The sequence below is a fragment of the Mucilaginibacter sp. McL0603 genome (assembly GCF_049992945.1).
GTDB lineage: Bacteria > Bacteroidota > Bacteroidia > Sphingobacteriales > Sphingobacteriaceae > Mucilaginibacter.
The window spans coordinates 500,078-524,359 of record NZ_CP188251.1 but is presented as its reverse complement, the minus strand read 5'-3'; the positions used below and the strand labels follow the sequence as shown (position 1 = coordinate 524,359).

Below are 24,282 nucleotides of genomic sequence, written 5' to 3'. Positions count from 1 at the left end.
TTATTTAGGATGATTTTCTGTTTATCAGTTACCCCGCTTTTATTCAGCCACATCGGTGATCATTTTATTGACGATCAGCCAGTGGTTATCGATTTTATGAAACGACAGGAACTCATCGTAGTTAAAGTCGTACATTTTAACGTGAACTTTGGCAACAGCTATAGAGTTGATCACATCAACCGAAATGATAGTTCCTTTAAAAGGTTTACCGGAATCCTTCGGGCTTTGACGATTTTTTACGCCGTCAAGGTACTGATCGAGGGTTTTGGCATAAGGTTGTCCCTTCACATCGCCGAATAATAAAGTGCCGGGGTTAAAAGTGCTGCCTAATACAGTTACATTACCTTCGTATATCCCTTTGAAGTAATAATTTTCCAGCACCTGGCTAATTGCTAATGAATCTTGAGTAGTTTCCATTTTCTTTGAATTTTGTGCTTTTAAGACCAGCAAGCTGCAGGACAAAAAAGCGGTCAATAAAAGCGTTTTCATATTAATTGAGATTTTGTCCGGCGACCATACCACCTACTATGGTTTGCTTTTTCACTATTATATTTTTTATAAGTGGCAATGAAGCTATCATGAGCTATACTCAGTCTGTTTTTGAGCGGCAGCTCATGACGGTTCATTGTTTTATTTTTTATCAGCAGTAATACCCTTTTCCCGCAATACAGATACTTGTTCTCCGGCAAAGCCCCAGTCATCCAGATCAATTTCCTGTATCACCACGTGGGTTAAATGCGGATCTTTGTTAAGTGTGTTGACTATCAGGTCTGTTACCCCTTTTATAAGGGTTTGCTTTTGTTCCCTTGTAACACCTTCGCGGGTTATTTCTATTTTAACGTATGGCATGACTTTAATTTTTATGTCAAAGCGACTAATTAAGCAGCTTTAGCGGTTACACTTACATTCAGTTCAAAATCATTGTAGATCAGCGTATCGCCTAAATCCTTAAAGAAATTACCGGAACGGAATTTCATTTCATATTTGGTACGGTCAATTACAAGCTTGCCGGTTGCTATTAACACATCGCCATTAATATTAACTGTTGCATCAAAACTTACGGGATGGGTAATTCCTTTTATTGTCAGATTGCCTTCAACATGTTTGCCTGAAACTGAAGTGATCTCTAAAATTGCTTCAGGGTATTTTTCAGTAGAGAAAAAATCATCAGAGGCCAAATGACCGAAGAATTGCGCATTAGTTGCGGGGTCGGTTACATCCAGTATTTTGATGGAGGTAGTGTCGATGACAAATTTACCGCCGGTAAGGTTGCCACCATTTAAAATGAGTTCACCTTTTTTAACTGCTATGGTGCCATTGTGTGCACCGGTTACCTTTTTGCCTACCCAATCAATATTGCTTTGGGTACTTACGATTTCAAATTTTTGATTTTCCATTTTATTTGTGTTTTTAATTACACAACAAATTTCGTTAGGAAAACTCAGGTGGCCGTGTGACCTATATCACATTTAACGGAAGGCAATATTTATGTGATGTATGTCACTTTTCAGCCATGGTATAACCTGCTAAGTGTTTCTCTTGAAACACCTAAGTATGCAGCAATCAGATTTTTAGGTACGATATTATAAAGCTCAGGATATAGCTTTAAAAGTTCTTCATAGCGATGTTTTGCATCATTGTTCATTAAGGACAGCAGCCGTTTTTGAGTTGCGATATAGCCTTTATTGGTTCGCCACCGGAAAAAATGTTCTGCATTGTGAAGTTCGTTACATAGCTTTTCCCTATCGTCATTGGTAATACAAAGCACCTCCGAATCGGTAATACAGTCCACGTTGATGGTGGCCTTGGTATGATTATATAACGCGTTGTAATCAGAAGCCCACCAGGTGGGCATGGCAAACTGCAGGATGAACATTTTTAGCTCATCATTGATAAAGAAGGATTTTAAGCAGCCGGAGACCACAAAGTATTCGCAATCTACCATATCGCCCTCGGCAATAATGACCTGTCCTTTTTTAAAGCTCAGTTTTTTAAAGTGCGAAAAGAAATAATCAAACTGCTCATCAGTTAATAGGGTTATTTTAGCTATATGAGCTTTTAATATTTCTTTAGCCTCCATTGATAGTTATAGGTATATTACTACAGTTTTTAAAATTAGGAATTCTAATAGAAAAGACGACATATAAAATCATTCTTGCTTTTAATATTTAATCGAACTGCTGTCAATTTCATGATTTTTACGAAATGCGCGATGAATCGGGCCCAACTTATGTCATAAAAAATTCTCTGCTAAATTCTCCACATTTTAAGTTTTACGGCCAGTTTGATTCTCTATGCATTGCCAGAAAAATTTAAATAGGCAAGCTAATTGTAAATATTTCTCTTGCCGGATTAAAAGTTTTATTTATCATTGTGTCGGGCGAACGCAATAGACTTGTTGCCAGACCTAACCAATTATAGACCAACAACCATCTTTATCCCAATTTAAAAGGCTAATGAGTAAAAATCCTGCATACCTCGAATCAAAAAACCATTATGAGATACTGGACGGCTTGCGTGGCGTAGCCTCTATTCTGGTAGTCACCTTTCATGTACTTGAAACATATTCCGGCGATCGTTTTCACCAAATAATTAATCATGGTTATCTGGCGGTCGACTTCTTTTTTGTGTTGTCGGGTTTCGTGGTAGCTTATGCGTATGATGACCGCTGGGGTAAAATGACCCAATGGGATTTTTACAAACGCCGCCTGATCCGTTTGCAACCGATGGTGATCATTGGTACGATAATAGGGGCAATTCTTTTTTACTTCCAGGCTAGCGGTGCGTTCCCGCTTATCGCCGGAACACCTTTGTGGAAAATGTTGCTGGTGATGGCGGTCGGTTTTACAATGCTTCCTTTGCCCATATCGATGGACATCCGTGGCTGGCAGGAAATGCATCCGCTGAATGGGCCCGCCTGGTCGCTATTTTTCGAATACATTGCCAATATTTTGTATGCGGTGATTATACGCAAGTTCTCAAAAACATTGCTTGCGATATTTGTATTTCTGTCGGCCTGCTTTTTAGTCCAATATTTAGTAATGGGTCCGCAGGGCGATGTTATTGGTGGATGGGCCCTGGATAAAACTCAGCTTCATGTCGGCTTTGCCCGTGTGCTTTATCCGTTTTTTGGTGGAGTGCTGCTTTGTCGTATGGGAAAACTGATCCATATTAAAGGGGCTTTTGCGATATGCAGCCTGCTGCTTATTATTATATTCTCAATTCCAAGATTGGGTGGTACCAAAGACCTATGGATGAACGGCCTATATGAGTCATTTTGCATCATCATTCTTTTCCCGCTGATCGTTTATATCGGTGCGGGGGGCACTATGACAGGAAAATATTCCACCAAGATATGTAAGTTCCTCGGAGCGATATCCTACCCGCTCTACATTACACATTATCCACTGATCTACCTGCATATGGCCTGGGTGGTTAACAATAAAATACCGATGGGGCCGGGTCTTTTGGCTGGTGTTGGGCTACTTATTGTGAGTGTTGCAGTGGCTTATGCGTCGCTGAAATTTTATGATGAACCTGTTCGCGAGTGGCTTAAAAAGCGATTTTTGATGAAAAAAGCGGGATAGAGACCACAAGTCCAAAACAGGGAATTGTCATTCTGAGCGAGAGCGAAGAATCTTCTTCATCAGGACTTTACGGTGGAAAGTACAGCGCATACTTAATAAACGCAGAAGATTCTTCACTACGTTCAGAATGACAAAATGAATGATGTTGTATATTTTTTCGATCTTCCGAATACTGTGAATAGAGCCTAACTTTACAGGCGAAATATTTTATAGTTTTGTTATAACTAAAACATCTCACCTTAAATTTTATGAGAAAAATAATCCTTTGCTGTGCCTGTTCTTTTTTAGCACTTACTTTTTCAACCGGTTTAATAAGCTGCAACAGCAATAAAACCGCTGAAAATAAAAGTGATACACTTCATAAAACTAATTTGAAACTTCCAACCGGGTTTTCTGCTACTATTGTGGCTGATTCCCTCGGAGCATTGAGACACCTGGCTGTTACTAAGCAGGGTGATATCTATGTCAAGCTAAATGCGCTGAAAGACGGGAAAGGTATCTACTTCCTGACTGATACCAACCATGACGGCGTAGTAGACAAAAAAATAGGTTTTGCAGATTATCCGGGCACAGGTATCCTGATAAAAAACGATGAGCTTTATGCATCGTCTAATAGCGGGGTGTTTAAATATAAACTAGACGATAAGGGCATGGTGACCGATACGGGCAAGCCGGAAACCATTGTTAAAGGACTGGTAGATAAGCAACGCGACAATTCCAAGTCGATAGCTATTGACGATCAGGGTAATTTGTATGTAACCGTTGGATCTTATAATGAAACCTGTCGCAAGCCCAACTCTGGTGAAGGGATACCGGGATGCCCGCTTTTGGATTCGGTGGGCGGTGTATGGCAATTTAAAACAAATAAGACCGACCAAAGCTATGGCGATGCAGTGCATTATGCCCGCGGACTTAAGAATGTAGTTGGCATAAATTGGAATAGCAGTACAAATTCCCTGTTTGCCATGCAGCATGGCAGGGGACCGTTTGATGATAAGTTTCCGCAATACTATACGCCCAAACAAAGTGCAGAACTGCCTGCTGAAACCATGTACGAACTGCATAAGGGCGTTGATGCCGGCTGGCCTTTTGTTTACTATGATCAGTTTAAGAAAAAGAAAATGCTTTCGCCCGAATATGGCGGGGATGGTAAAAAGACAGTTGAAGGCAAATATCTTGATCCCATTGCTGCTTTCCCGGCACATCTGGCTCCAAACGACCTGTTATTTTATACCGGTAGCATGTTCCCTGAAAAATACCGGAACGGAGCATTTATAGTTTTCCATAACCAATCACCAGAACTGAAAAAAGGATTCCTGATAGCTTTTGTACCTTTCAAAGACGGCAAGCCATCAGGCGATTGGGAAATATTTGCCGATAACTTTGCCGGCATAGACCTGAGTAAACCCAAGGGGCCACTTCAATACCGCCCTATGGGTTTAGCCCAGGGACCAGACGGTTCTTTATATGTTTCGGATGATTTGAAAGGGACTATTTTCAGGATAAGTTACTCGGAGAAGAAATAAGTAATTGATTATTTCTGTTATCAGAAGAAGGCCTTAAGTTGAAAGATTTGAGGCTTTTTTGCTGATGCTGATTAAGCTAAATTATTCGTCCAAATATGATATGTTTGGGTTTGCTTTATCATAAGCCGAATTACGAACACGAATGAACCAAACCATTACCACAACAAATCCCGTAAGGCGTATCCTTATAGCCAGCCTCATCGGAACTACTATCGAGTTTTTTGATTTTTATATTTATGCCGCCGCGGCTGTGCTGGTGTTCCCGAAATTGTTTTTCCCGGGTGGTGACCCTGCTTTGGCTACGCTTGAATCTTTAGCCACATTTGCGCTGGCATTTCTTGCCCGTCCAATAGGCGCCGCACTATTTGGTCACTTTGGTGACCGCAAAGGCCGTAAAGCTACGTTGGTAGCCGCTTTAATGACCATGGGGCCGTCAACCGTAGCGATAGGCTTGTTGCCGGGTTATCAGTCTATCGGTATTATGGCGCCTATTCTTTTGGCGCTATTCCGTTTTGGGCAAGGGTTGGGTTTAGGGGGCGAATGGGGAGGCGCTGTATTACTAGCCACAGAAAATGCACCGCCGGGTAAAAAAGGATGGTACGGCATGTTCCCGCAATTAGGTGCACCCATCGGGTTTTTTATTTCGACGGGAACGTTTTTGCTATTGAGTAAATACATGAGCGATCAGCAGTTTTTAAGCTTCGGCTGGCGCATACCGTTTATTGCCAGTGCACTGTTGGTTTGGGTGGGCCTTTATGTCCGCTTAAAACTGACTGAAACGCCTGATTTTATTAAGATCATCGAAAAAAATGAGCGTGTAAAACTGCCCATAATAGATGTGTTTGTGAAACACACAAAGGCTATTGTATTAGGTACGCTGGCTACTATTACTACTTTCCTGTTGTTCTATCTGATGACTGTGTTCACTTTGAGCTGGGGAACTTCAGCCCTGCATTATTCGCGTACCAGTTTTTTGATCGCGCAGATGATATCGGTTTTATTCTTTGGGTTGGGTATTCCCATTTCGTCTGTTTTGGCGGATAAATACGGCCGCGGACCGATGCTGATCGCGGCAACAGTTGGCATTTTCTTGTTCGGCCTGTTTTTCTCGGCTTTGTTCAGCACGGGTAGTTGGGCAATAACGGTTGGATTCCTGGTGTTGGGTATGTTTTTAATGGGTCTTACTTATGGTCCGATAGGTACTGCACTCGCCGGTATTTTCCCCGCATCGGTACGCTATACGGGAGCTTCATTAGCTTTCACATTGGCGGGTATACTGGGTGCATCATTAACACCCGCGCTTGCCACAAAGCTGGCAACAAGTTATGGACTTAATTATGTTGGTTACTACTTGTCATTTGCGGCAGCTATTACTTTTTTGGCATTGCTTGCGGCATGGTCGTCAATGAAAGAAGTAGATACAAGCAAGGTTTAGGGTTGTCCACTCATTGGGCAGGGTGTAATGAAACAAATTAAGGAGACAAACATTTATCTTTACACGCTTGAAACTCTACATCCGCAATATGGTATGCAACCGCTGTAAAATGGCGGTGAAAAACGAGCTTGAAAAAGTCGGGATTGCGACAGAACAGGTAGAGCTGGGTGAAGTAACACTCAAAACAGCCCCGGAACCAATGCAACTGGAGCAATTGCGCAACAGTTTAAAATCACTTGGTTTCGAACTGATTGACGATCAGAAAAGTCTGCTGATTGAACAAATCAAAACACAAATCATTGAGCTTGTGCATTACAGCCCTGGTCCGCAGCCTTTTAAACTTTCGGTATTATTGGCTGATAAACTACAGCATGATTATACCTATCTGAGTAATTTGTTCTCATCAGTTGAAGGGCAGACTATTGAAAAGTATCACATCGCACAAAAGATTGAGCGGGTTAAGGAACTTTTGGTTTATAATGAACTCACTTTATCAGAAATCGCGTATCAAACAGGCTACAGCAGCGTTGCCCATCTTTCTGCCCAATTTAAGCAGGTTACGGGATTAACTACTTCTGCCTTTAAAGAGCTGAAGGGTCACAAGCGTACCAGCCTGGACAACCTGTAAATCCTGTAACAGATTCCCAAAATTCTGTAATAGCTTCCCGAGGGTGCAGTAGTAGTTTTGTGTCATAAAAGATTTCAAAACATCATGACACACACATATCAAATAACCGGTATGACGTGCACCGGTTGCCTTGCGAAGGTAGAGAGCTTGTTAAAAAAAGTTCCCAATGTTAAACAGGTAGATATTTCCCTGACTGAAGGTACAGCAGATATCACCATGGCAAAACATATCGCAACTAAAGATCTGCAATTGGCACTGGCTGATTACCCTAAATACCAGTTAAGCGAAGCACATACACATCATGCAGTTGTAGAGCAAAATGATCAGGCTGAAAACAAAAGCTGGCTCCAAACCTATAAACCTATTTTATTTATAGGCACTTACCTGTTTGCAATTGCCCTTATTGCGGGTAAAACTTCAGACGGGATCAATGGATTAACAGCCATGCGGATTTTCATGAGCGGTTTTTTCCTTGCATTTTCATTTTTTAAGTTATTGGATATACAAGGGTTTGCGGATAGTTATTCTATGTATGACCTTGTTGCTAAACGTTTTAAAGGCTGGGCTTATGTATACGTATTTGTTGAGCTGGCTTTAGGGCTTTTATACGCCACCGATTTATTGCCAAAACTCACTAGTGGTATTACGTTTGCTGTAATGTCGATAAGCCTGGTTGGGGTAGTGCAAAGTGTACTTAACAAACGTCAGATCAAGTGTGCTTGCCTGGGTGCAGTGTTTAATCTGCCTATGAGTACAGTCACCATTATAGAAGATGGATTAATGATTATAATGAGTTTGATTATGTTGCTGATATAATTCCTGTATCCCGTCAGGTTTAGCGTGGCTTGAATAGGCGGTGGTGGCAACAGTGTACCCACATCTTTATGATTTAGCCCATCGGGGCAAAATGTCGGTAGAAAAAAAAGATATGAAAGCTATTTTTGCGCCATAGGTGCAATACATTTTTCGCCATTGTTATTCAAAATGCATGGTCCAGGTATTGCACCTATCGGCGTAAAAAAAATCACTTTAATTATCGTTCTACCAACATTTAGCTCCAGGCGGAGCAGCTTTTCTTGAGAAATATGGATGCTGGTACACGGTAGCTGCCAAGGAAAGAAATTTATATCAATAATTACCACAAAGTCCAGCTTGAAGGCTGGAATAGGCGGTTCAATAAACAGAGTTAACGGGCTTAATATCAGCTTCTGCAAACGCCTTATTATATCTCAATTTATAATTGGCTGCTTCGCTTATTTTGTTTTGGGCAGTAAGGCTGTTATACATCCCTAACAATGACCATCCGTTTTCGGGGTTTGCTATCAGGTCATCGTTATAAACTTTGGCTGCCTCGGCAGGCTTGTTGATTTTTAAAAGATAATAGCCCAGGTATTGTCTGGCAGGGATAAACCACTCCTGGGGTTCGCGGTAAATTAATTGCTCTTCGCCGCTGACGGCATTTTTCAAGGCAACAATGGCTTCGTCAGGTTTGCCTTCGGCATACAGGATCTCGCCGGATAAAATGTCGGCGGCTATTTGGCATATCTGTTGTGGTTTGTTAAAAGGCATAGCCCGGATAGCAAGTAAACCATCAGACAAATTATTCCGAAGTTCATCAAGGCACTGTTTGGCTTCGGTTATATTTTTATTGTGGACATGGGCCAGTCCTTTTGAAAAATCATCCAGGATCACTGCGAATTTCCACTGCGCATCCGGATGCGGTTGGTTTAATATTTCCTGCCATTTTCCTAAACGGGCGTAGGCAATCTCCGGTATCATATAAACAAACTGTGCATAAGCGCTATTTTTGAAAGACGGTGCTTGTGCCACCAGTCTGTCTTTTGCCCGCATGTAAACAGGCATACCTTTGGTAAACATCCCGGCATTCATGGCGCAATACGACTGCACCGCATAAACATGAATAAGATTATTTTTTCCTAAATGTAAAGAGGGCGCAATAGAATCCACATTATTGTATACCGTATTTGACTCTTCGTTCACCACTACACCTTTAGCAAACAGACCATTGCGCTGATAAGAATGTGTAGCCATATGCACCATATGGCCTACGCCGGGCATTTGGTCTTTTAAAACGTCTGCATAATGCAGCGCAACCTCAGGATGGCGGGATGCTTCTGTGACGTGGATATAATAATGCAGCGCTGCCGGCTGCACAGAGTCCGTCTTCAGTATAGCCTCGCATAAATTGACGAGCTCGGGAGTCCAGGGTTTTGGGGTTCCCTCTGTATTCCAGAAATCCCATTTGTGGCACAGCATCACAGCATCAATGTATAGTGCTTTGATGTCATTATCCGCAGGATATTTAGCGACAAGCTTGTGCATGGCATCGGCATAATGGAGATCCAGGTCTTTCCGGTCGGCATTGGTAGTGTCTGAGGAATACCTTTGCATCATCGCATTAACCAGGTCGCTTTCCTTGGCATCAGCACCTGCGTTTGTCCGTTGTAATGAAACTAAAACGGCTGGCACCTGCTTGCCCATTTTGTAATTATAATTATTGTAGTACGGCCCCATCGCGAGCGCCTGCCCCCAATAAGCCATGGTGCAATTTGGGTCGAAACGGGCGGCTTCTTTAAATGATGCCTGCGCTTCGGTAAAATGATAGCTGTAATAAAAAGCCAGTCCCTGGTCAAAATAGAGCTGTGCGCTATCAGACTTGGTATTGACCTGGTAATGATGATGCCCCCAGCCCGGCAGCACAGGAATAAACTTACCATCTGCACCAGGCTTTATATCTAAAGGATATACCCCACATGTACTTATATCATGTGTATAGGCAGGCCGATCCAGCCACGACTGTATTTTGGATGCCCCGGTAAATAGTAAAACTATACACATTAACCCGATGGCGGATATTGCTTTTCTCATAATGGTCTAACTGGTATTTAAAGGTACAAATCGCTATTGAAAAATCGCATAAATTGCTGATTTATATGTTGGTAGATGATTTGGGCGTTACCGCCGATAGAGGCGGGTCGTGCTATACACTTATACGGCGCTGGCATTAGGCTCGAGGGCCTGTATACGCTGCTATCACAAATGCAATTTTCGTGTAGTTGAAAACTACAGGCATAGTGGTTCGAAGCTGCAAACTTTGAACAGCGGAGTTTCGATAATTCTTAGTAATTTGTATCCCTGACTTTAATTATGGGGAGCATTAAAGAAACTCAAGAGATATTGGAATCATTATCAAAAAATAAGATAATGAAGACAGCAATAATAGCTATAATATGTTTGCTTGCAATAGGTTTAGCAATTGTAGTATTCAAAATTTCAACGGCCAAACACATTAAGGTATTCGGCATTGAGGCATATGATGATGATAATAAGAAATCAGTAGATACACTTAAGAAACAACCATTACTGATAAATAAACCCCATACCAATAAGCCAAACCCAGAATTGAACAAACCGACAAAAGATAAATCCCAAATACGATACGTTCGGCTAAAAAGTATACCAAATACTGAAATCTCCAGTAAAAAAAATGACACTGCTAGCAAAAGCAAATATGATTTAAGCCATGCAACCGTAGATCACAGTGCAGTTGGAGACAATGCAAAGGTTGAAAATTTTAATGGAATAAAACCTCGCCACCTTGACAGCGTAATGTTCTTTAGTTTATTGAAAAGAATTAACAAGTTTTGGGATGAACACCCAAAAGCTGAGAGAAATTTAGTTGAGGTGAATGCGTCTCCCGATAAAGACTCTCGGCAATTAGCGGATGATTTAATTTTTGAATTAAAACATTTCGATTTTAAGGTTACCAACGGATTTGTGCCATTAACCCCGATTCAAAGTAATGGTAATGAAAATTTTATGGTAGGTACTTCGGTTGATAATAAGAATCTAATGGTTACTGTAATGGAACAGCCGAATGTTAAGTAACTATTTATATTTTTTGGGTTGAGCCAAAAAATTCGTGGCATTTCACCTGTGTAAATTTACTCTGAAAAATTGAGTATATTTAGGGTATAAAATCCAATCACAATGTTTATTTATGAATGGGATCTAACCCCGGATGACTTATGGCTTAATGCAGATTATACAAATAGTAGTACGCTGTGTCGATTTAGGAAAAACGATATGATAGTTGCAATTGAGAGAAAGGTGACAGGTGATTTTATTACGCTCGATTATGAAGTTGTTTTTGAATCAGTACAAACTTGCAACAAGGTTGCCTCTGCTTCATTTACAACCACGGCGGAATTTAAGACTACAAAAGATCGAAAAGAAGATATTATTTCAATGAATAATTTTTTGAGTGAGGTTTTCTTGAAAATAGAAGATACTTTAATGTATCATAGCAACATACCAATCTCAATGATAAAAACACCAATGGGTATAACATCGTCATATGACAGAAACGTATTAGTCGACACCGTTTTCGAAGAATTAACAACACAGGGCTTTTATTCGTAAAACCAACTCTTGCCTTTATTATCCCCCCGCCAAATTTAGCGTCGACGCTGGAATGGGCGGGTCAAGTAATAAAAAAAGGGATGAATGTCTCCATCCACCCCCTCGCGGTTAAATTATTTAAGCTGTTATTTATAAAACAGGTGTATTATTATTTAGAATGTTCCAAATAGCAGTTCCGGGAGTAGGAACGCTCCCGCCTTTGTTGGTGTTGTTACCATAGGTGTTCGGAAGAAATAAAAAATGCGGTCATGTCGATGCAGATCGGCATCTCATTTGCAAGGTAACACCTGCGCTGAGCTTCGAATTATCTATAAAGCGTCAACCTTTCTGATGGGATGCTGAAATAAATTCAGCACGACTTGTTGTTTTTTTTAAGAAATTATAATCTTCCGAACACCTATGGTGTTGTTACCAACAAACTGCAAAACATTTTCAATAGTTTATTACTAAATAGTATGTTGTCACCAACAAGTACTCCAACAAGGGTAGAGATATTCTTACAGATTGACATTCTTTTTTCGTAATATTGGGACTGCCAGACCGATTGCAACCCAACTGTAAATAATTCGTTAAAAAGCTTGGACTTAACTTAAAAGTGAATACATTTGTCATTGAAGAATTTTTCGTGGAGGAAAAAAATGCTTGCAATTTTTACACTGTACGCTTAATAGACCGCGATAATTCCGAGACTGATCGCTTTTATGACCAATTCGAACAGCATAATGAATATAGCGAAGATTTTGGCATGATTCACGCTCTTATTGTAGAACTTGCTGACCGTGGCATGCAAGTGATACATCGAGTTCGCCAAGAATCTAAGGCTTTTGCGTTTCCGCCAAAATCTTTGGCTAGGGATGTTCAGTTTGATGTTTTCGAAAACAACTTAAGATTGTATTATGTTCCGGTTTCGGAAGACATTGTTATACTGCTTGGTGGTGGCATCGCACATGATTCATTAACTGGAAAACCTTCAATGGCACTTTGGGATGCGCAAAATTTTGCCAAGAAGATAAACAGTGACGGACAGGAGGCTTTTGTAATTAAGGGAAATAAATTGTTTCCTGCTGGTGATGAAGACCTTATAACTATATATTGATATGAACAGTGAAAGATTTAAACGAGCCAATGAACGTGCTAATCCACAGCACAAAGCATTTGTAAGCAAGAATCTCGATGTAATCGAGCAGGTGCTACATTTGCTTGACCAAAAAGGATGGACACAGAAAACCCTGGCGCAAAAATTAGGGAAGTCCGAGTCAGAGATCAGTAAATGGCTTTCTGGACTTCATAATTTCACTTTTCAAACTATTGTTAAACTTGAACAAGTTCTGGGAAGTCCGATCTTGGTTACACCAATCAAACACCGTCAGACGGTTGTTAAGGAAGTACAAAGCAAATTGGTTGACGAACTGATTAAATTAGTTAGTTCATCATTTCAATTACGTAATCAAGTCCTTACTCACCGCGAGGTGACTTTACAACATTGGTGCCATGCATCGCCTGTTTTCAGCAAAACAACTTTGAATAGGCGAATAGTTCGGAAAAAATCAGAAGAGTTAAAAAATCTTGAATATTCTCCAACAGCTGCTTAAAAATGGCCAACATCATCCCGGAACAAATACATATTGTATCCATTCAGGTTACTAATGCTAATGTCAGTATGACAAAGGGCAATGAGTTACTGGAAAAGAATAAAGCTTTCGATATTACATTTAATTCCAATACAAGTTTATCTCTTGAGGATAAGGAATTCTGTAAGATCGACTTTACAGTTGGTTTTTTGCCAGCGGAGCAGCTTAAGGATCAAACGGATTTTTCTGCTAGCTTTAGTATCGATTTTGTCTTTTCGATTGAAAATCTCGAAAATTTCAAAGTTCAAGTTCCAGGTGTAGAACATGGTTTTCTTTTGGATTCCACTCTTGGTATAACTTTAATGGGAATCGTGTATTCAACCGCACGTGGGATTATTCTTACGAGAACTGCAGGAACAGTGCTTGATAGTATTTTACTTCCTGTAATAAATCCGGCGAATCTTCTTGTTATACAGGAAACCAACAAATAATAGTTTCGCACAAAGTTTAGCGTCGACGCTAGAGTAGGCGGTTATGAATCCCCGTCACTTCACCCACCCCTAATACCTCAAAAACTTCACCAACTGCCATTGTCCACTGACAGTGCAGGCATCCAATCACCGATCTTTTCACGTGTCCAGTAAAGGCCTTTAGGATTGCCCGGCTTTGCAAATTGATAACGGTATAATACTGCGCGGATAAATCGGGGTGGTTGTTGGGGAATGGGTTGCCGGCAAACAGGCTGACAGCACCGGGATCGTTATGCAGGAGTTTCCATACCAGGTTGTATGTCTACGGGTATTGGTCGGCGGTTGACATGGCGGCGAACCACGTTTGTCACCCACGTCAAGTAGTAAACAAAGGGGTGAATGTCACCATCCACCCCCTCGGTTAAACTATTTAAACTGTTATTTATAAAACCGGTGTATTGTTATTTAGAACCTTCCAAATAGCAGCTCCGGGAGTAGGATAGCTTACACCTTTTGTGCTTCCACGCAGTGAATTATCCTGTCCAAAAAAGTACATAGGATGTCCTTTGTAAACCAATTGAGATTTACCAAAAACTGTGATGACAGAGAACTGGGTCTTGTCCAGTATAGAGGGTATACTACCTACGGTACTTACTTGATCAATTGGCCAAAGCGCATCATTGCTAAAATCGGATTTGGTAAAAACGTTGGTGTCATGAGTGTCATGAGAAAATAAATAAAGCGTTCTACCGGCCGGATCGGTAATATACATAGACGAGCCCGCACCTGCCACGCCCTGGTCATTGTAGTTTGCGCCATCAAGTCCCACCAACTGAGCGTTTGAAACCATCACAGAATAATCTGCTTTTCCCACAAACCAGATATTAGCAATAGCATCGCCGGTAACATCTCCTTTTTTGGAATCGCCCATGTAATAGTAAAGCGGCCATCCTTTATAAGCAGTTTGTTTTGCACCATCAGAACGGGTAATTGTAGTAAAATCACTGGCGGCTAAGCCGGTTCCGATAGATGGATTTGCCTGGTAAAATACAGGCCAGGTAACAGCACAGCCACCTGTGCAGGTGGATGTTCCGGCTGCATCATTAGAAAAAAAGTACAACGAACGTCCTGCGTTATCTGTTAATATATTACCGAATTTAGCATCAGTGGTTAACACGACACCCGTAACCACAACAGGTGTTGGCACATTAGGTTTAGTGTTACTTTTTGAGCAGGCTGTACTTAACAGAACTAAAGTGATAGCGACAGCTATCAGGGGATTAAAAATTCTTTTGGTTTTCATTTTTTAATAGGCTTAAAATTGTTATATGTATTTAGTAGTATACTACAGGCCGGAGTTTAGAAGCGTTGCCTCCACCCGGAAATAAATTAAGGAAAAAGGCTTTTTCTCTATCCACTTTTGCCAGGTATGTCATGGTAACAAACCCAAGGTCTTCAATGTCTTTAAGTTACTATGGTCATTTTTGATGGCTTTTGCGAACTCCAGGTTCTCCACTGGAATCGGTCGGTGTATGCAATCTCATTTTCCCTCGCTGCATAAGTGCCATCCTGGAGGATTTTAAAACTAAAAAAAGCTTACGCCCATTAAACAACAAAGCCAGGCCCCCGGGCAGGGCCCTATCTTTCTAACAAGTTTTTGGTTATGTCGGCCAAGCTGCACGCTTAGCCGGGCGGGGCAGTCGCGGTGGTCAGCTATTTGGCAAATGGCAGCTTCTTTAACCTCACCTGGCTCATTGCGTCTTTTTGATAGAAGCCAACGCAATATCCATTAAATTTACTATCAAAATTAACATCGCCAATGGAAACCTGTTGGGGGTACGGTCCTGTGTTTAGAAAGAAATAAACCTTTGTACTTCCGTATTTATTATGAGGCATATAATCGCCATACTCCATCATTTGCTTCCAAAGCGTATCAGACAAAGTTACCGCGTATACCCGAATCACCGGGCCGCTATTTTGTACGCTGCGACTAAATGCAACTTGTTTAAAATTGCCTTTTAAATCGGCAATCCCGGGCTGCGACAACGCATTCCATAATATTGCCGCCATGGCTATTACAGTTAAGAAACCGATAAGCAATCTTTTCCTTTTCATCCGGCAAAATTAAGCCTTATCCGTTTAGGAAACTTAATTCGGGCAGGTAATAATATTATGGCAATACCTTAAATTACGCCTTCAATTAAATCCCCGCCAAGTTTAGCGTCCAAGCTAAATTTTTAAAACATTCCAGCGTTAATGCTGCAATGGGCGGTTGTGAACTCTTTCACCTCACCCACCCCTCATATCTCAAAAACTTCACCAACTGCGGATCATCTACCGACAGGGCAGGCATCCAATCACCAATCTTTTCCCTCGTCCAGTAAATGCCCTGCGGGTTGCCTGGCTTTGCAAATTGGTAGCGGTATAATACTGCGCGGATATATCGGGGCGGTTTGTTGGGGAACGGGTTGCCGGCAAACAGGCTGACAGCACCGGGATCATTATGCAGGAGTTTCCATACCAGGTTGTATGTCCACGGGTATTGATCAGCGGTAGACATGGCGGCGAACCACATTTGCCAGTCTAAACGCAATTGGTAGGGTGCTATTTGTGGTGGTCGCTTATCAAGCGGCACGGGCAGACCTTTGTAGACATAAGGTTTCCAGATGGCTTTGTTGTTGGTTGTGTCGTCCATCGTTCCTTCAAAAATCACGTTCGCGCGTTCCTGCCCCACACTTCCGAATGCGCCATAGGTGTTAACAAGGTCGAGCGGATCAAATGAGGTATTCATGATCTGCTGGGTTGATAACATGTTAATTGCAGGCTGGATACTCAGCAGTGCAATTAGGGCGGCGATAATATAAGAGGTGGTTATCATGGGCTGAGATTCTTCAGCGCGGTCAGCAGCAGCTTCGGCCCTACGGACGAGTGCTCGGGGAAGAATCCTCGCCCAAAAGCCGTCATCGAAACAAGCTAATGCAGGGAGGATGGTCAGCCAGTTTAAAAACGAGAGGTTGCCGCTGAGGATAATGACGAACTGGAACAGCACGATCACCGATCCGGCGATGTGGCGGGCCAGTCGCGGCCAGAATACAAACCAGGGGGCCACCAACTCAGCCAGCCAGTTGAACCAGACGCCAATTTTTAATGAAGTATGCGATAGAAAATGAAACCAGCGTGTTAATGGTCCGGGAATGGGCTGTGTTTCGAAGTAGTAATACAGGGCTGTGCCATCTCGCCATATTTTATCCCCGCGGAATTTGATCAATCCTGAGCCAAGCATGATACGGAAGGTTAGCCATCGGAATAAAATGATGATCAGCATAGGTGGCGGTCGCTTAGGGAATGGCCGCATATCAAGCAGCGGACAGAGAAAGATGGCGAGAAACCCGGTCTCGGTAAGCTGGATCTCCCAGCCATAACCGTACCAATCCTGCCCGGCATGGACGATGGACATATAAAGAAACCATATTACACCAAGTAAAGGCGCGTTTGCGTAACCGGCCACGACTACACATGAAAGTATGAATCCGATCCATGATACGGTTAATAGTGCAGTATCCGAATGCCAGATCCAAAATAGCGATGGCAGCCGCACAAACCCTGCCCCGGCTGAGCCCAGCACCTGGCTCACTTGTTTCAGGAAAATCCCGACAGGAAGCAGTCCATTATCGCCTATTAAAGGAACGATCTGGTTGATCGCTACCAGGAAGGCCACAGCATAGATCAACCCAAGCAGCCGGAGGATCATAAAGCGGGTGAGCCAGTAAGTCGGGGGATTACCGGGTGTGTGCGGAACTCTTTCGGAGACTTCGTGTCCTGATAAAGATTCTAAAGGCATTAGATATCTTTTTATTACCTAAACAAATCTAACTAAAAAGGTTCAACAGACTTCGAGCATCCCCCCCAAGGCTACAGTATACCCACATCTTCATGATCTACCCCATCCGGGGTAGCATGTCGGTAGAAAAAAAGATATGTTATCAATTTTTGCGCCATAGGTGCAACACATTTTTCGCCATTGTTATTCGAAATGCATAGTCTGGTATTGCACCTACAGTGCAAAAATCATTTTAATTATTCTTCTACCAACATTTAGCTCCTAAAGGAGCAGCTTTTTTTGAGAAATATAGATGTGGGTACACGGTAGTCTAGAGGGGGGCGCGTTTGGTGATGCGATGATAGGGCTGTGTTTAATCGCGCGAAGATTACACGCCCCTGCCCCTCTCAAGAGGGGAAGCCTAATGCACAGCCCTAAAAAACACATTAAATCATTGTAAATTATCAACTTAACATATAACTATAACTTAACCTAAATTTTAATAACGAATAATAACTGATGAGTAATATTGGGTATTAATAAATGACATTTTAAATGCGTTTATCTAATAAGCAAAAGTTCCTTATCCACTTTTCCCTTATCATCTCCCTGACCCTACTACTCAAAACTAATGCTAATGCCCAGGCGGCCCAATCTGACAACGTTTTCGCTTATAATGATTACCTGCATAACCGTTCTTTATCTAATGAATCTGAAGCTGATCATATTTACATCAGGGCTGATGTAAACAACCACGATGAAGAGCCAGCCGATGAACAAATATTGCCCACGATAAATTTTCATCGGGCATCAGAAAACTTTTATTCAAAACCGTTCGCCTATCGCCTGGCCAAAAATAATAGAAAAGCTTACCCGGCACATGGTATCATGCCGACGATGGTATACAGCATCGACCTGAAACACAGCGCACGCCTTACTTTTAAATTATTCAAACTGGTTATTGTGCCGTTGTGGCAATCAAAGTAAATTCCTGAGGGATCGGGATTAGTACTGACGTTGGACAACCCGCTGTATTTTAAGATTTAAATCACATTAAGTTAAAGTATGACAGTGGCGTTGCTCTAAATAGTCGGCATGTAGTTAGATTTGACGATGGTTTAATAATTTATTAATGTACAGAATATTTTTCGCAACTCTTCTTCTTTTAAAAGTAACCGGTGTATATGCACAAACAGACTGGAACCTTAAAAATGAAAAGAACGGTATTAAAGTTTACAGTAGCCAGGTATCCAACTCGAAGTTTAAAGCCATAAAGGTTGAATGTGAACTGAATGCAACCGCATCTCAGTTGGTTGAAGTATTGCTTGATATCAAAGCCTGCCCCGAATGGCTTGACCATACTAAATCCTGTACATTGCTCAAACAGGTTTCCCCGTCCGAATTATATTATTACTCTGAAGTAAGTATTCCATGGCCTGTGCAAAACCGGGATTTTGTTGCCCACCTGGTTGTGCATCAAAATCCGGAAACTAAGGTGGTTACCATGGATGGCCCGGCCGTATCCGGGTTTGTGCCAATAAAAGAGGGCATTGTGCGGGTGCATTCGTCAAGAAGCTTATGGATAATTACCCCGCTGAAAAAAGGCCTTGTAAAAGTAGTATATACTTTACAGGTTGACCCAGGAGGTAATGTACCGGCCTGGCTGGTTAACCTTTTAGCCACACAAGGCCCGATGAAAAGTTTTGAAGGGCTGATTGTTCAGCTTAAAAAACCTGCGTACCAAAACGCGGCACTGCCATTTATTAAGGATTAGATGAACCGGCTGAGTGTAGTCGTTGACAATGGAATTCCTTTCAAGATATTAAAATGCCTCATTCAAATTCAGGAAAAATCCTTTGTTGCCAAATTTACCAAAGGCATAATCGAGACACAGGTTTGTACGGGTTGCTTTGTTAAATAGTACACGTAAGCCAGCACCGTAGGCTGGCTGAAATACCTGGAATAGTTTGGTGCCCTGGTCATCATTGGCGGTTTGCAGACTGCCGAAAGCAACACCGCTGAGAAATTTGTTGGCTGTTATAGGGAAGCGGAATTCGGCTTCTGTATCGTTAAATTGCTTGCCTTTAAAATACTGGGTTACATAGCCCCTGCCGCTTCTAAAATTACCATCCTTGGTAGTACCCGGTAATTCAAGATAAGGTACCGCACCACCGATCAGATAGGAGCCCCAATTCCAGAATGCCAGTACGGTTTCGGGATTAACATCTGATAAGCTAAAATATTTCCTGAAGTCGGTGGTAAATTGTACGGAGTTTTTTGTGCTTCCTATCCATGTTTGGTTAGTTCGGAAGCCTGCGTCAAAATAAATGCCCTGGTAAGCGCGATTCGGATTATCACGGGTAGTATATTGCACATTAAAAAGAAAACCGTTTGCTGAATAATGATCCTGCGGAAATCCATATCGATTGTTATAGACACTCATGGGCGTTGCGTTGTTGACAGTATCTTTCTGATTCATTTTCCGTCTGACCTCAAAGGACAACCCCGCTCCGAGAAAAAGGTTTTTAGCTACCTGCTTATATGCTTTTTCACGTAAATTATAATATTGAGAATGAATTGAATAGCCTTTGTGTTCAGGATTTGCCAGTATCTGGTCTTCTTCGCTTCCTCCTTCAACAACCCGACCTATCCCTAAGCCATGATCAGGCGTAATGCTTCTCGAGGCGACAATATTGCCCTGGAAATTCCACTTATTGCCGGGGGTAAATATGTTATGGTTAAAGTAAAAATAAAAGATCCCTTTAGTAGTATAAGAAACTGATGTAGCGGCAACGGATAAAAGTGTATTTGGATCATCACCTAATCTTTTGCCTGCCACTGCCTTAATCCCAAGTTGAAAACCAACAGTGGGATTAGCAGAAATGTTGGGTACAATACTTATAGCTCTTTTGTGCGTCGTATCGGCCTGTTTTTTGGGAGTGAAAATGTCCCGCATTAAATCGTAGAAATCGTATTGCTTATTTATGTTATCTGCCCTTTTAGCTTTTAAAGTACGTAAAGAATCCGCTTTGAGGGAATCAGACGGCGCAGTCACCTGGCCATAAGCAAATCCTCCTACGCTGATAAACAAGGATAATAATAGTAATTTCAACAAAGGAGGCTTTTTATCAACTGGGATACACTGCACGGCTAGGTATAAAGTTTTAATATTATGTGAAAGTACTATTTTAAACCACCAGATCGGCTAAAGGTTTTATTCTAAAGTTATTATAACAGTATTAGCCTTATAATTATAATTATTTATTTAGCTATCACGAATAACGGGGACCTCAGGAAGTCTAAAAATGTTATGCCTATTGGCCTAATTGCAGGTTTTGAATGCGATTTTTGCTGTTCCTTCTTCATCTATCCTTTAACTTTGAATTAAATATTAAAGTGATGAACAGATCAAAGCGTAAATACATTCGGCAAGCTGTTATTACTGCAGTTGTTTTATTTTTAGCGATACAGTTTATACGCCCTAAAATTGATAATCTGCCCGCAACCGGTGATTTTAAAGCTCCTCCGGAAGTTAAAAGTATTATTGAAAGGGCTTGTTATGATTGTCATTCTAATGCGACCAATTTGCGTTGGTATGATCAGATATCTCCGATTTACTGGCAGGTGGCAGCACATGTAAAGACCGGCCGGGAGGAGCTTAACTTTTCTAACTGGGATAGTTTAGCGCCCGCAGACCAAAAAGGGTTATTATGGGAAGCCGTTAACCAGGTGGCAGCTGGTGCGATGCCGATCAAAAATTATGAATTTGTACATCCCTCTGCTAAAGTTTCAGATAATGACCTTGCTGTACTAAAAAATTACCTTATGGGAATGGTTCATGACAAACCGGGTGATACTGCGAAAATCAATGCTTTGGATAAACAGTATAAGGAATTGCAAAATCCAGTGACCAAACTTCCGAAGGCTGCCAATGGCGTTACTTATATACCAGATTATAAAAACTGGCAGCCTATAAGCACTACAGAACGGTTTGATAATGGTACCATGCGTGTAATTTTCGGTAACGATGTTGCTGTAAAGGCGATAAGGGAAAACAATATTCACCCCTGGCCCAATGGAACCATATTTGCAAAAGTAGCCTGGGATCAGCTTGAAGATAAAGATGGCAATACAACCACGGGGGCCTTTAAGCAGATTGAATATATGATAAAGGATGACAAGAAATATGCATCGACCAAAGGCTGGGGATGGGCAAGGTTTAAAACACCCAAAATGGTGCCTTACGGTAAGGATGCACTATTCACCACAGAATGTGTTGATTGCCACGAGCCCTTAAAAAATGAGGACTATGTATTTACCATGCCTATAAAAAATTAAAATTATGAAATCAGCTTATATATTACTAGCTTTTACAGCAATTATGCTTGCAGCCTGCACAAGTACTACTAACAATACTGCTTTGATGAACGATGCAGCTTCACTACCGTTATCATTTAATTTTGGTAAAATGGGGTTTAAGGTGATCACTTCGTTCATCAATAAGAAACAGGGCACCATGTCAACCTTATACGGCAATGAACTGGCCTTAAAAGCGGCCGCTGCCGGAACAGGTACTGTAACCACAGGCGAGGTATTTGCATTGGTGACCTGGAAACAGCAGGCAGACGATCATTGGTTTGGTGCAAAAATTCCGTCTAATTTATTATCGGTGGAGTATGTTAAAACAGGCGTGGGGAGTAATCGTATCAGTTATCAAAAATTTGAGGGCAAAGACCTTACTTTGAGTACAGATACTTCAAATAACCAGATCAGGATAAAATATATTTTTGATCAGAAGCCTTCTGTAATGCCTTGATCTAACTTAAATGAAGATTAATCAAGCATTATTCTTTATAAATATAAAGTTTTGGTGTAAAAATTAGGTATCTTTAAAAAAACCGCGGCTGATTTAACGTCAAATCCGGACTTTAAATTAAGCAGGCCCTAATCGAAAACGCAGGTGGCCTAACTCTTTATACACTATATTTAGTTCCTGTTTCCTATTAAAAATGAACGCTTTAACGCGCTCAAAGTAATTACATTATAACTACATAACTTTCAGTACCTTTGCGGCAATCAATGAGACAATTAAAAATAACCCAATCCATAACCAATCGCGAATCTCAATCACTGGATAAGTATCTAAGTGAGATCGCAAAGGTTGACCTGATCACAGCACAAGAAGAAGTGATACTGGCCCAGAAGATACGTGAAGGCGATCAGGCCGCTTTGGAACGTTTAACAAAAACCAATCTTCGTTTCGTTGTATCAGTTGCCAAGCAATACCAAAACCAGGGATTGACTTTAGGAGATCTGATCAATGAAGGAAACCTGGGATTGATCAAAGCAGCAAAACGTTTTGATGAAACCAAGGGATTTAAATTTATTTCTTACGCCGTATGGTGGATAAGGCAATCTATTTTATCTGCAGTAGCAGATCAATCAAGAATAGTGCGTTTACCACTAAACCAGGTAGGCTCTTTAAGCAAGATCCGTCAATCATCGTCAAGGTTGGAGCAACAATTTGAACGCCCGCCTACGCCTGAAGAACTAGCTGAAGATCTTGAAACTACGGTTGAAAAGATTTCTGATTCATTAGCCAATTCAGGGCGCCATTTATCTTTTGATGCACCTTTTATCGCAGGGGAAGATAATACGCTGCTGGATGTGATGGAAAACTCAGAAGCTGAAACAGACAGTGGTTTGATCACCGATTCGTTATCACAGGAGATCAAACGCTCACTGGGTATATTAGCAGAACGCGAAAGACAAGTGATCGTACTGTTTTTTGGGCTTGATAAAGGTTCTCCTCATTCTTTGGAAGAGATCGGAGAAAAATTTAGCCTGACCCGCGAACGTGTGCGCCAGATAAAAGACAAAGCATTAATGCGCCTTAGACAGAATTCTAAAGCGAAATTACTGCAATCGTATTTGTAATCAACATTATAATATTCATAAGGAAAGCCTCAGGTCGAACGATTTGAGGCTTTTTGTTATGAATGTCAGTCCCGGTGATTTTGTTAATTCTTATCTTATTATCAGCTAGAACCTGTTTTTTCCAAATGAATTGGCATCAGCTTTGCTTACATTAAAACTGTAGCTCTTGGTACGAACATCCAGGCTATTCTTCAGATATGTATCCTTAAGCCAGATAGGATACTTGCCGGAATGTTTTTTTCATAACTTACCATTAAAAAATAGGAGCCATCGGTTTTGGTGGTGAAATCCAAGCCAATCAGAAACCGGCACGGCACTTATAATTTGAATGTTGGAGTGCCGGCAGATCCTGCAGTAATGGTTTTTTGTTCGGAAAGGGATATTCAATTACAATGTCAATTTTGTAATTAATTGTATTTAAGTATTTTATGAAGATGTTGTTGATGCTTCCATACCCCACATCGGGAGTAATATTCCTGCTTTGCCGGGGCTGAGGTAGATGCCAGGCATTAAATGGGTGAGATTTGGGTAGCCTGAAGAAAAAAATGCTGTCCGGAATGTAAAACTCCGGACAGCAAAAAACAAGCGGGAGGTTATCGCGCTTGTTTTTAAATGAAATAAGGTATTATGGGAATGGCAGTAGCTTATACAGCGTACTTCAGTCTATTTACGTATTTTTCGATAGCTTCGGTGAAGGTTCCACCGTGCCTGATCACTTCTTTTAACTCTTCCTTGGCGATGCCGAATTTGTTCGACCAATAGCTCAATTCCCTATCTTCTTCGATACCGGCTTTCTTAGTTTCCGGTATTTCTACTTGCGTTTTAGTTTCCATAATTGACATAATGGTGTGAAACACAAAACTAG

Annotated in this window: 26 protein-coding genes; 15 read left to right on the top strand and 11 right to left on the bottom strand. The window is 41.4% G+C overall.

Annotation, left to right across the window (positions count from 1 at the left end):
- Nucleotides 1-39 precede the first annotated feature (39 nt).
- From ACPPVU_RS02550 to ACPPVU_RS02535, 4 genes are all read right to left on the bottom strand, one after another.
- Nucleotides 40-417 (bottom strand): nuclear transport factor 2 family protein, encoded by a 378-nt coding sequence (locus ACPPVU_RS02550; protein WP_426670126.1) that lies wholly within the window; start codon nucleotides 415-417, stop codon nucleotides 40-42.
- Between the two features lie 213 nt (nucleotides 418-630).
- Entirely contained in the window at nucleotides 631-849 is a 219-nt protein-coding gene (locus ACPPVU_RS02545) for a tautomerase family protein (RefSeq protein ID WP_426670125.1), read from the bottom strand.
- A 29-nt stretch (nucleotides 850-878) separates the two neighbouring features.
- A complete protein-coding gene (locus ACPPVU_RS02540) occupies nucleotides 879-1,397 on the bottom strand; it encodes a YceI family protein (protein WP_426670124.1) in 519 nt (172 codons plus the stop codon).
- Between the two features lie 110 nt (nucleotides 1,398-1,507).
- A complete protein-coding gene (locus ACPPVU_RS02535) occupies nucleotides 1,508-2,080 on the bottom strand; it encodes a Crp/Fnr family transcriptional regulator (protein ID WP_426670123.1) in 573 nt (190 codons plus the stop codon).
- Nucleotides 2,081-2,456: 376 nt separating this feature from the next.
- Here ACPPVU_RS02535 and ACPPVU_RS02530 point away from each other — a divergent pair, with 376 nt between their 5' ends.
- From ACPPVU_RS02530 to ACPPVU_RS02510, 5 genes are all read left to right on the top strand, one after another.
- Entirely contained in the window at nucleotides 2,457-3,587 is a 1,131-nt protein-coding gene (locus tag ACPPVU_RS02530; RefSeq protein WP_426670122.1) for an acyltransferase family protein, read from the top strand.
- A 248-nt stretch (nucleotides 3,588-3,835) separates the two neighbouring features.
- Nucleotides 3,836-5,113, top strand: a complete 1,278-nt coding sequence (locus tag ACPPVU_RS02525; protein WP_426670121.1) for a PQQ-dependent sugar dehydrogenase — start codon at nucleotides 3,836-3,838, stop codon at nucleotides 5,111-5,113.
- A 142-nt stretch (nucleotides 5,114-5,255) separates the two neighbouring features.
- Complete coding sequence (locus ACPPVU_RS02520; protein WP_426670120.1) at nucleotides 5,256-6,548, top strand: MFS transporter; 1,293 nt, start codon at nucleotides 5,256-5,258, stop codon at nucleotides 6,546-6,548.
- A 67-nt stretch (nucleotides 6,549-6,615) separates the two neighbouring features.
- Nucleotides 6,616-7,176: an AraC family transcriptional regulator gene (locus ACPPVU_RS02515; RefSeq protein WP_426670119.1), complete on the top strand. Its 561-nt coding sequence runs from the start codon at nucleotides 6,616-6,618 to the stop codon at nucleotides 7,174-7,176.
- A gap of 84 nt (nucleotides 7,177-7,260) precedes the next feature.
- Complete coding sequence (locus ACPPVU_RS02510; RefSeq protein WP_426670118.1) at nucleotides 7,261-7,992, top strand: MauE/DoxX family redox-associated membrane protein; 732 nt, start codon at nucleotides 7,261-7,263, stop codon at nucleotides 7,990-7,992.
- 357 nt (nucleotides 7,993-8,349) lie between these two features.
- Here ACPPVU_RS02510 and ACPPVU_RS02505 read toward each other — a convergent pair whose 3' ends face one another.
- Nucleotides 8,350-10,065 carry a hypothetical protein gene (locus ACPPVU_RS02505; protein ID WP_426670117.1) on the bottom strand — a complete coding sequence of 572 codons (1,716 nt, stop codon included), beginning with the start codon at nucleotides 10,063-10,065 and terminating at the stop codon, nucleotides 8,350-8,352.
- A gap of 336 nt (nucleotides 10,066-10,401) precedes the next feature.
- On the opposite strand from ACPPVU_RS02505, the gene ACPPVU_RS02500 reads away from it, so the two are divergent.
- The 5 genes from ACPPVU_RS02500 to ACPPVU_RS02480 all read left to right on the top strand — a co-directional run bounded on the left by ACPPVU_RS02500 (nucleotide 10,402) and on the right by ACPPVU_RS02480 (nucleotide 13,681).
- Nucleotides 10,402-11,085: a hypothetical protein gene (locus ACPPVU_RS02500; protein WP_426670116.1), complete on the top strand. Its 684-nt coding sequence runs from the start codon at nucleotides 10,402-10,404 to the stop codon at nucleotides 11,083-11,085.
- A gap of 102 nt (nucleotides 11,086-11,187) precedes the next feature.
- The gene (locus tag ACPPVU_RS02495) at nucleotides 11,188-11,619 is read left to right on the top strand and encodes a hypothetical protein (protein ID WP_426670115.1); all 432 of its coding nucleotides are present in this window, start codon (nucleotides 11,188-11,190) and stop codon (nucleotides 11,617-11,619) included.
- 595 nt (nucleotides 11,620-12,214) lie between these two features.
- Nucleotides 12,215-12,715 carry a hypothetical protein gene (locus tag ACPPVU_RS02490; RefSeq protein ID WP_426670114.1) on the top strand — a complete coding sequence of 167 codons (501 nt, stop codon included), beginning with the start codon at nucleotides 12,215-12,217 and terminating at the stop codon, nucleotides 12,713-12,715.
- Between the two features lies 1 nt (nucleotide 12,716).
- On the top strand, nucleotides 12,717-13,211 hold the full coding sequence (locus ACPPVU_RS02485) for a helix-turn-helix domain-containing protein (protein WP_426670113.1): 495 nt from the start codon (nucleotides 12,717-12,719) through the stop codon (nucleotides 13,209-13,211).
- 2 nt (nucleotides 13,212-13,213) lie between these two features.
- The gene (locus tag ACPPVU_RS02480) at nucleotides 13,214-13,681 is read left to right on the top strand and encodes a hypothetical protein (RefSeq protein WP_426670112.1); all 468 of its coding nucleotides are present in this window, start codon (nucleotides 13,214-13,216) and stop codon (nucleotides 13,679-13,681) included.
- An 86-nt stretch (nucleotides 13,682-13,767) separates the two neighbouring features.
- On the opposite strand, the gene ACPPVU_RS02475 is transcribed toward ACPPVU_RS02480, so the two are convergent.
- The 4 genes from ACPPVU_RS02475 to ACPPVU_RS02460 all read right to left on the bottom strand — a co-directional run bounded on the left by ACPPVU_RS02475 (nucleotide 13,768) and on the right by ACPPVU_RS02460 (nucleotide 17,501).
- Entirely contained in the window at nucleotides 13,768-13,914 is a 147-nt protein-coding gene (locus ACPPVU_RS02475; RefSeq protein WP_426672239.1) for a hypothetical protein, read from the bottom strand.
- A gap of 188 nt (nucleotides 13,915-14,102) precedes the next feature.
- The gene (locus ACPPVU_RS02470) at nucleotides 14,103-14,963 is read right to left on the bottom strand and encodes a hypothetical protein (RefSeq protein ID WP_426670111.1); all 861 of its coding nucleotides are present in this window, start codon (nucleotides 14,961-14,963) and stop codon (nucleotides 14,103-14,105) included.
- A 410-nt stretch (nucleotides 14,964-15,373) separates the two neighbouring features.
- Nucleotides 15,374-15,775 carry a hypothetical protein gene (locus tag ACPPVU_RS02465; protein WP_426670110.1) on the bottom strand — a complete coding sequence of 134 codons (402 nt, stop codon included), beginning with the start codon at nucleotides 15,773-15,775 and terminating at the stop codon, nucleotides 15,374-15,376.
- Between the two features lie 169 nt (nucleotides 15,776-15,944).
- Nucleotides 15,945-17,501, bottom strand: coding sequence for a lipase maturation factor family protein (locus ACPPVU_RS02460; protein WP_426670109.1), 1,557 nt, complete (start codon nucleotides 17,499-17,501; stop codon nucleotides 15,945-15,947).
- Between the two features lie 534 nt (nucleotides 17,502-18,035).
- Between ACPPVU_RS02460 and ACPPVU_RS02455 the strand changes: the two genes are divergently transcribed.
- Nucleotides 18,036-18,467, top strand: a complete 432-nt coding sequence (locus ACPPVU_RS02455; RefSeq protein WP_426670108.1) for a hypothetical protein — start codon at nucleotides 18,036-18,038, stop codon at nucleotides 18,465-18,467.
- Nucleotides 18,468-18,612: 145 nt separating this feature from the next.
- On the top strand, nucleotides 18,613-19,254 hold the full coding sequence (locus ACPPVU_RS02450) for an START domain-containing protein (RefSeq protein ID WP_426670107.1): 642 nt from the start codon (nucleotides 18,613-18,615) through the stop codon (nucleotides 19,252-19,254).
- A gap of 48 nt (nucleotides 19,255-19,302) precedes the next feature.
- Here ACPPVU_RS02450 and ACPPVU_RS02445 read toward each other — a convergent pair whose 3' ends face one another.
- Nucleotides 19,303-20,592, bottom strand: coding sequence for a BamA/TamA family outer membrane protein (locus ACPPVU_RS02445; RefSeq protein ID WP_426670106.1), 1,290 nt, complete (start codon nucleotides 20,590-20,592; stop codon nucleotides 19,303-19,305).
- 287 nt (nucleotides 20,593-20,879) lie between these two features.
- Between ACPPVU_RS02445 and ACPPVU_RS02440 the strand changes: the two genes are divergently transcribed.
- The 3 genes from ACPPVU_RS02440 to ACPPVU_RS02430 all read left to right on the top strand — a co-directional run bounded on the left by ACPPVU_RS02440 (nucleotide 20,880) and on the right by ACPPVU_RS02430 (nucleotide 23,417).
- A complete protein-coding gene (locus ACPPVU_RS02440) occupies nucleotides 20,880-21,818 on the top strand; it encodes a heme-binding domain-containing protein (protein ID WP_426670105.1) in 939 nt (312 codons plus the stop codon).
- A 4-nt stretch (nucleotides 21,819-21,822) separates the two neighbouring features.
- Nucleotides 21,823-22,296 (top strand): hypothetical protein, encoded by a 474-nt coding sequence (locus tag ACPPVU_RS02435; protein ID WP_426670104.1) that lies wholly within the window; start codon nucleotides 21,823-21,825, stop codon nucleotides 22,294-22,296.
- A gap of 263 nt (nucleotides 22,297-22,559) precedes the next feature.
- Nucleotides 22,560-23,417, top strand: a complete 858-nt coding sequence (locus ACPPVU_RS02430; protein ID WP_426670103.1) for a sigma-70 family RNA polymerase sigma factor — start codon at nucleotides 22,560-22,562, stop codon at nucleotides 23,415-23,417.
- Between the two features lie 644 nt (nucleotides 23,418-24,061).
- On the opposite strand, the gene ACPPVU_RS02425 is transcribed toward ACPPVU_RS02430, so the two are convergent.
- On the bottom strand, nucleotides 24,062-24,250 hold the full coding sequence (locus ACPPVU_RS02425) for a DUF3606 domain-containing protein (RefSeq protein WP_426670102.1): 189 nt from the start codon (nucleotides 24,248-24,250) through the stop codon (nucleotides 24,062-24,064).
- Nucleotides 24,251-24,282: the final 32 nt, after the last annotated feature.

Coding starts and splice junctions, on each gene's coding strand:
- ACPPVU_RS02465 (WP_426670110.1), bottom strand. CDS start 15,775: ATGAAAAGGAAAAGATTGCTTATCGGTTTCTTAACTGTAATAGCCATG.
- ACPPVU_RS02460 (WP_426670109.1), bottom strand. CDS start 17,501: ATGCCTTTAGAATCTTTATCAGGACACGAAGTCTCCGAAAGAGTTCCG.
- ACPPVU_RS02500 (WP_426670116.1), top strand. CDS start 10,402: ATGAAGACAGCAATAATAGCTATAATATGTTTGCTTGCAATAGGTTTA.
- ACPPVU_RS02540 (WP_426670124.1), bottom strand. CDS start 1,397: ATGGAAAATCAAAAATTTGAAATCGTAAGTACCCAAAGCAATATTGAT.
- ACPPVU_RS02530 (WP_426670122.1), top strand. CDS start 2,457: ATGAGTAAAAATCCTGCATACCTCGAATCAAAAAACCATTATGAGATA.
- ACPPVU_RS02485 (WP_426670113.1), top strand. CDS start 12,717: ATGAACAGTGAAAGATTTAAACGAGCCAATGAACGTGCTAATCCACAG.
- ACPPVU_RS02470 (WP_426670111.1), bottom strand. CDS start 14,963: ATGAAAACCAAAAGAATTTTTAATCCCCTGATAGCTGTCGCTATCACT.
- ACPPVU_RS02550 (WP_426670126.1), bottom strand. CDS start 417: ATGGAAACTACTCAAGATTCATTAGCAATTAGCCAGGTGCTGGAAAAT.
- ACPPVU_RS02495 (WP_426670115.1), top strand. CDS start 11,188: ATGTTTATTTATGAATGGGATCTAACCCCGGATGACTTATGGCTTAAT.
- ACPPVU_RS02510 (WP_426670118.1), top strand. CDS start 7,261: ATGACACACACATATCAAATAACCGGTATGACGTGCACCGGTTGCCTT.
- ACPPVU_RS02435 (WP_426670104.1), top strand. CDS start 21,823: ATGAAATCAGCTTATATATTACTAGCTTTTACAGCAATTATGCTTGCA.
- ACPPVU_RS02480 (WP_426670112.1), top strand. CDS start 13,214: ATGGCCAACATCATCCCGGAACAAATACATATTGTATCCATTCAGGTT.
- ACPPVU_RS02425 (WP_426670102.1), bottom strand. CDS start 24,250: ATGGAAACTAAAACGCAAGTAGAAATACCGGAAACTAAGAAAGCCGGT.
- ACPPVU_RS02455 (WP_426670108.1), top strand. CDS start 18,036: ATGCGTTTATCTAATAAGCAAAAGTTCCTTATCCACTTTTCCCTTATC.
- ACPPVU_RS02450 (WP_426670107.1), top strand. CDS start 18,613: ATGTACAGAATATTTTTCGCAACTCTTCTTCTTTTAAAAGTAACCGGT.
- ACPPVU_RS02520 (WP_426670120.1), top strand. CDS start 5,256: ATGAACCAAACCATTACCACAACAAATCCCGTAAGGCGTATCCTTATA.
- ACPPVU_RS02545 (WP_426670125.1), bottom strand. CDS start 849: ATGCCATACGTTAAAATAGAAATAACCCGCGAAGGTGTTACAAGGGAA.
- ACPPVU_RS02440 (WP_426670105.1), top strand. CDS start 20,880: ATGAACAGATCAAAGCGTAAATACATTCGGCAAGCTGTTATTACTGCA.
- ACPPVU_RS02505 (WP_426670117.1), bottom strand. CDS start 10,065: ATGAGAAAAGCAATATCCGCCATCGGGTTAATGTGTATAGTTTTACTA.
- ACPPVU_RS02430 (WP_426670103.1), top strand. CDS start 22,560: ATGAGACAATTAAAAATAACCCAATCCATAACCAATCGCGAATCTCAA.
- ACPPVU_RS02535 (WP_426670123.1), bottom strand. CDS start 2,080: ATGGAGGCTAAAGAAATATTAAAAGCTCATATAGCTAAAATAACCCTA.
- ACPPVU_RS02525 (WP_426670121.1), top strand. CDS start 3,836: ATGAGAAAAATAATCCTTTGCTGTGCCTGTTCTTTTTTAGCACTTACT.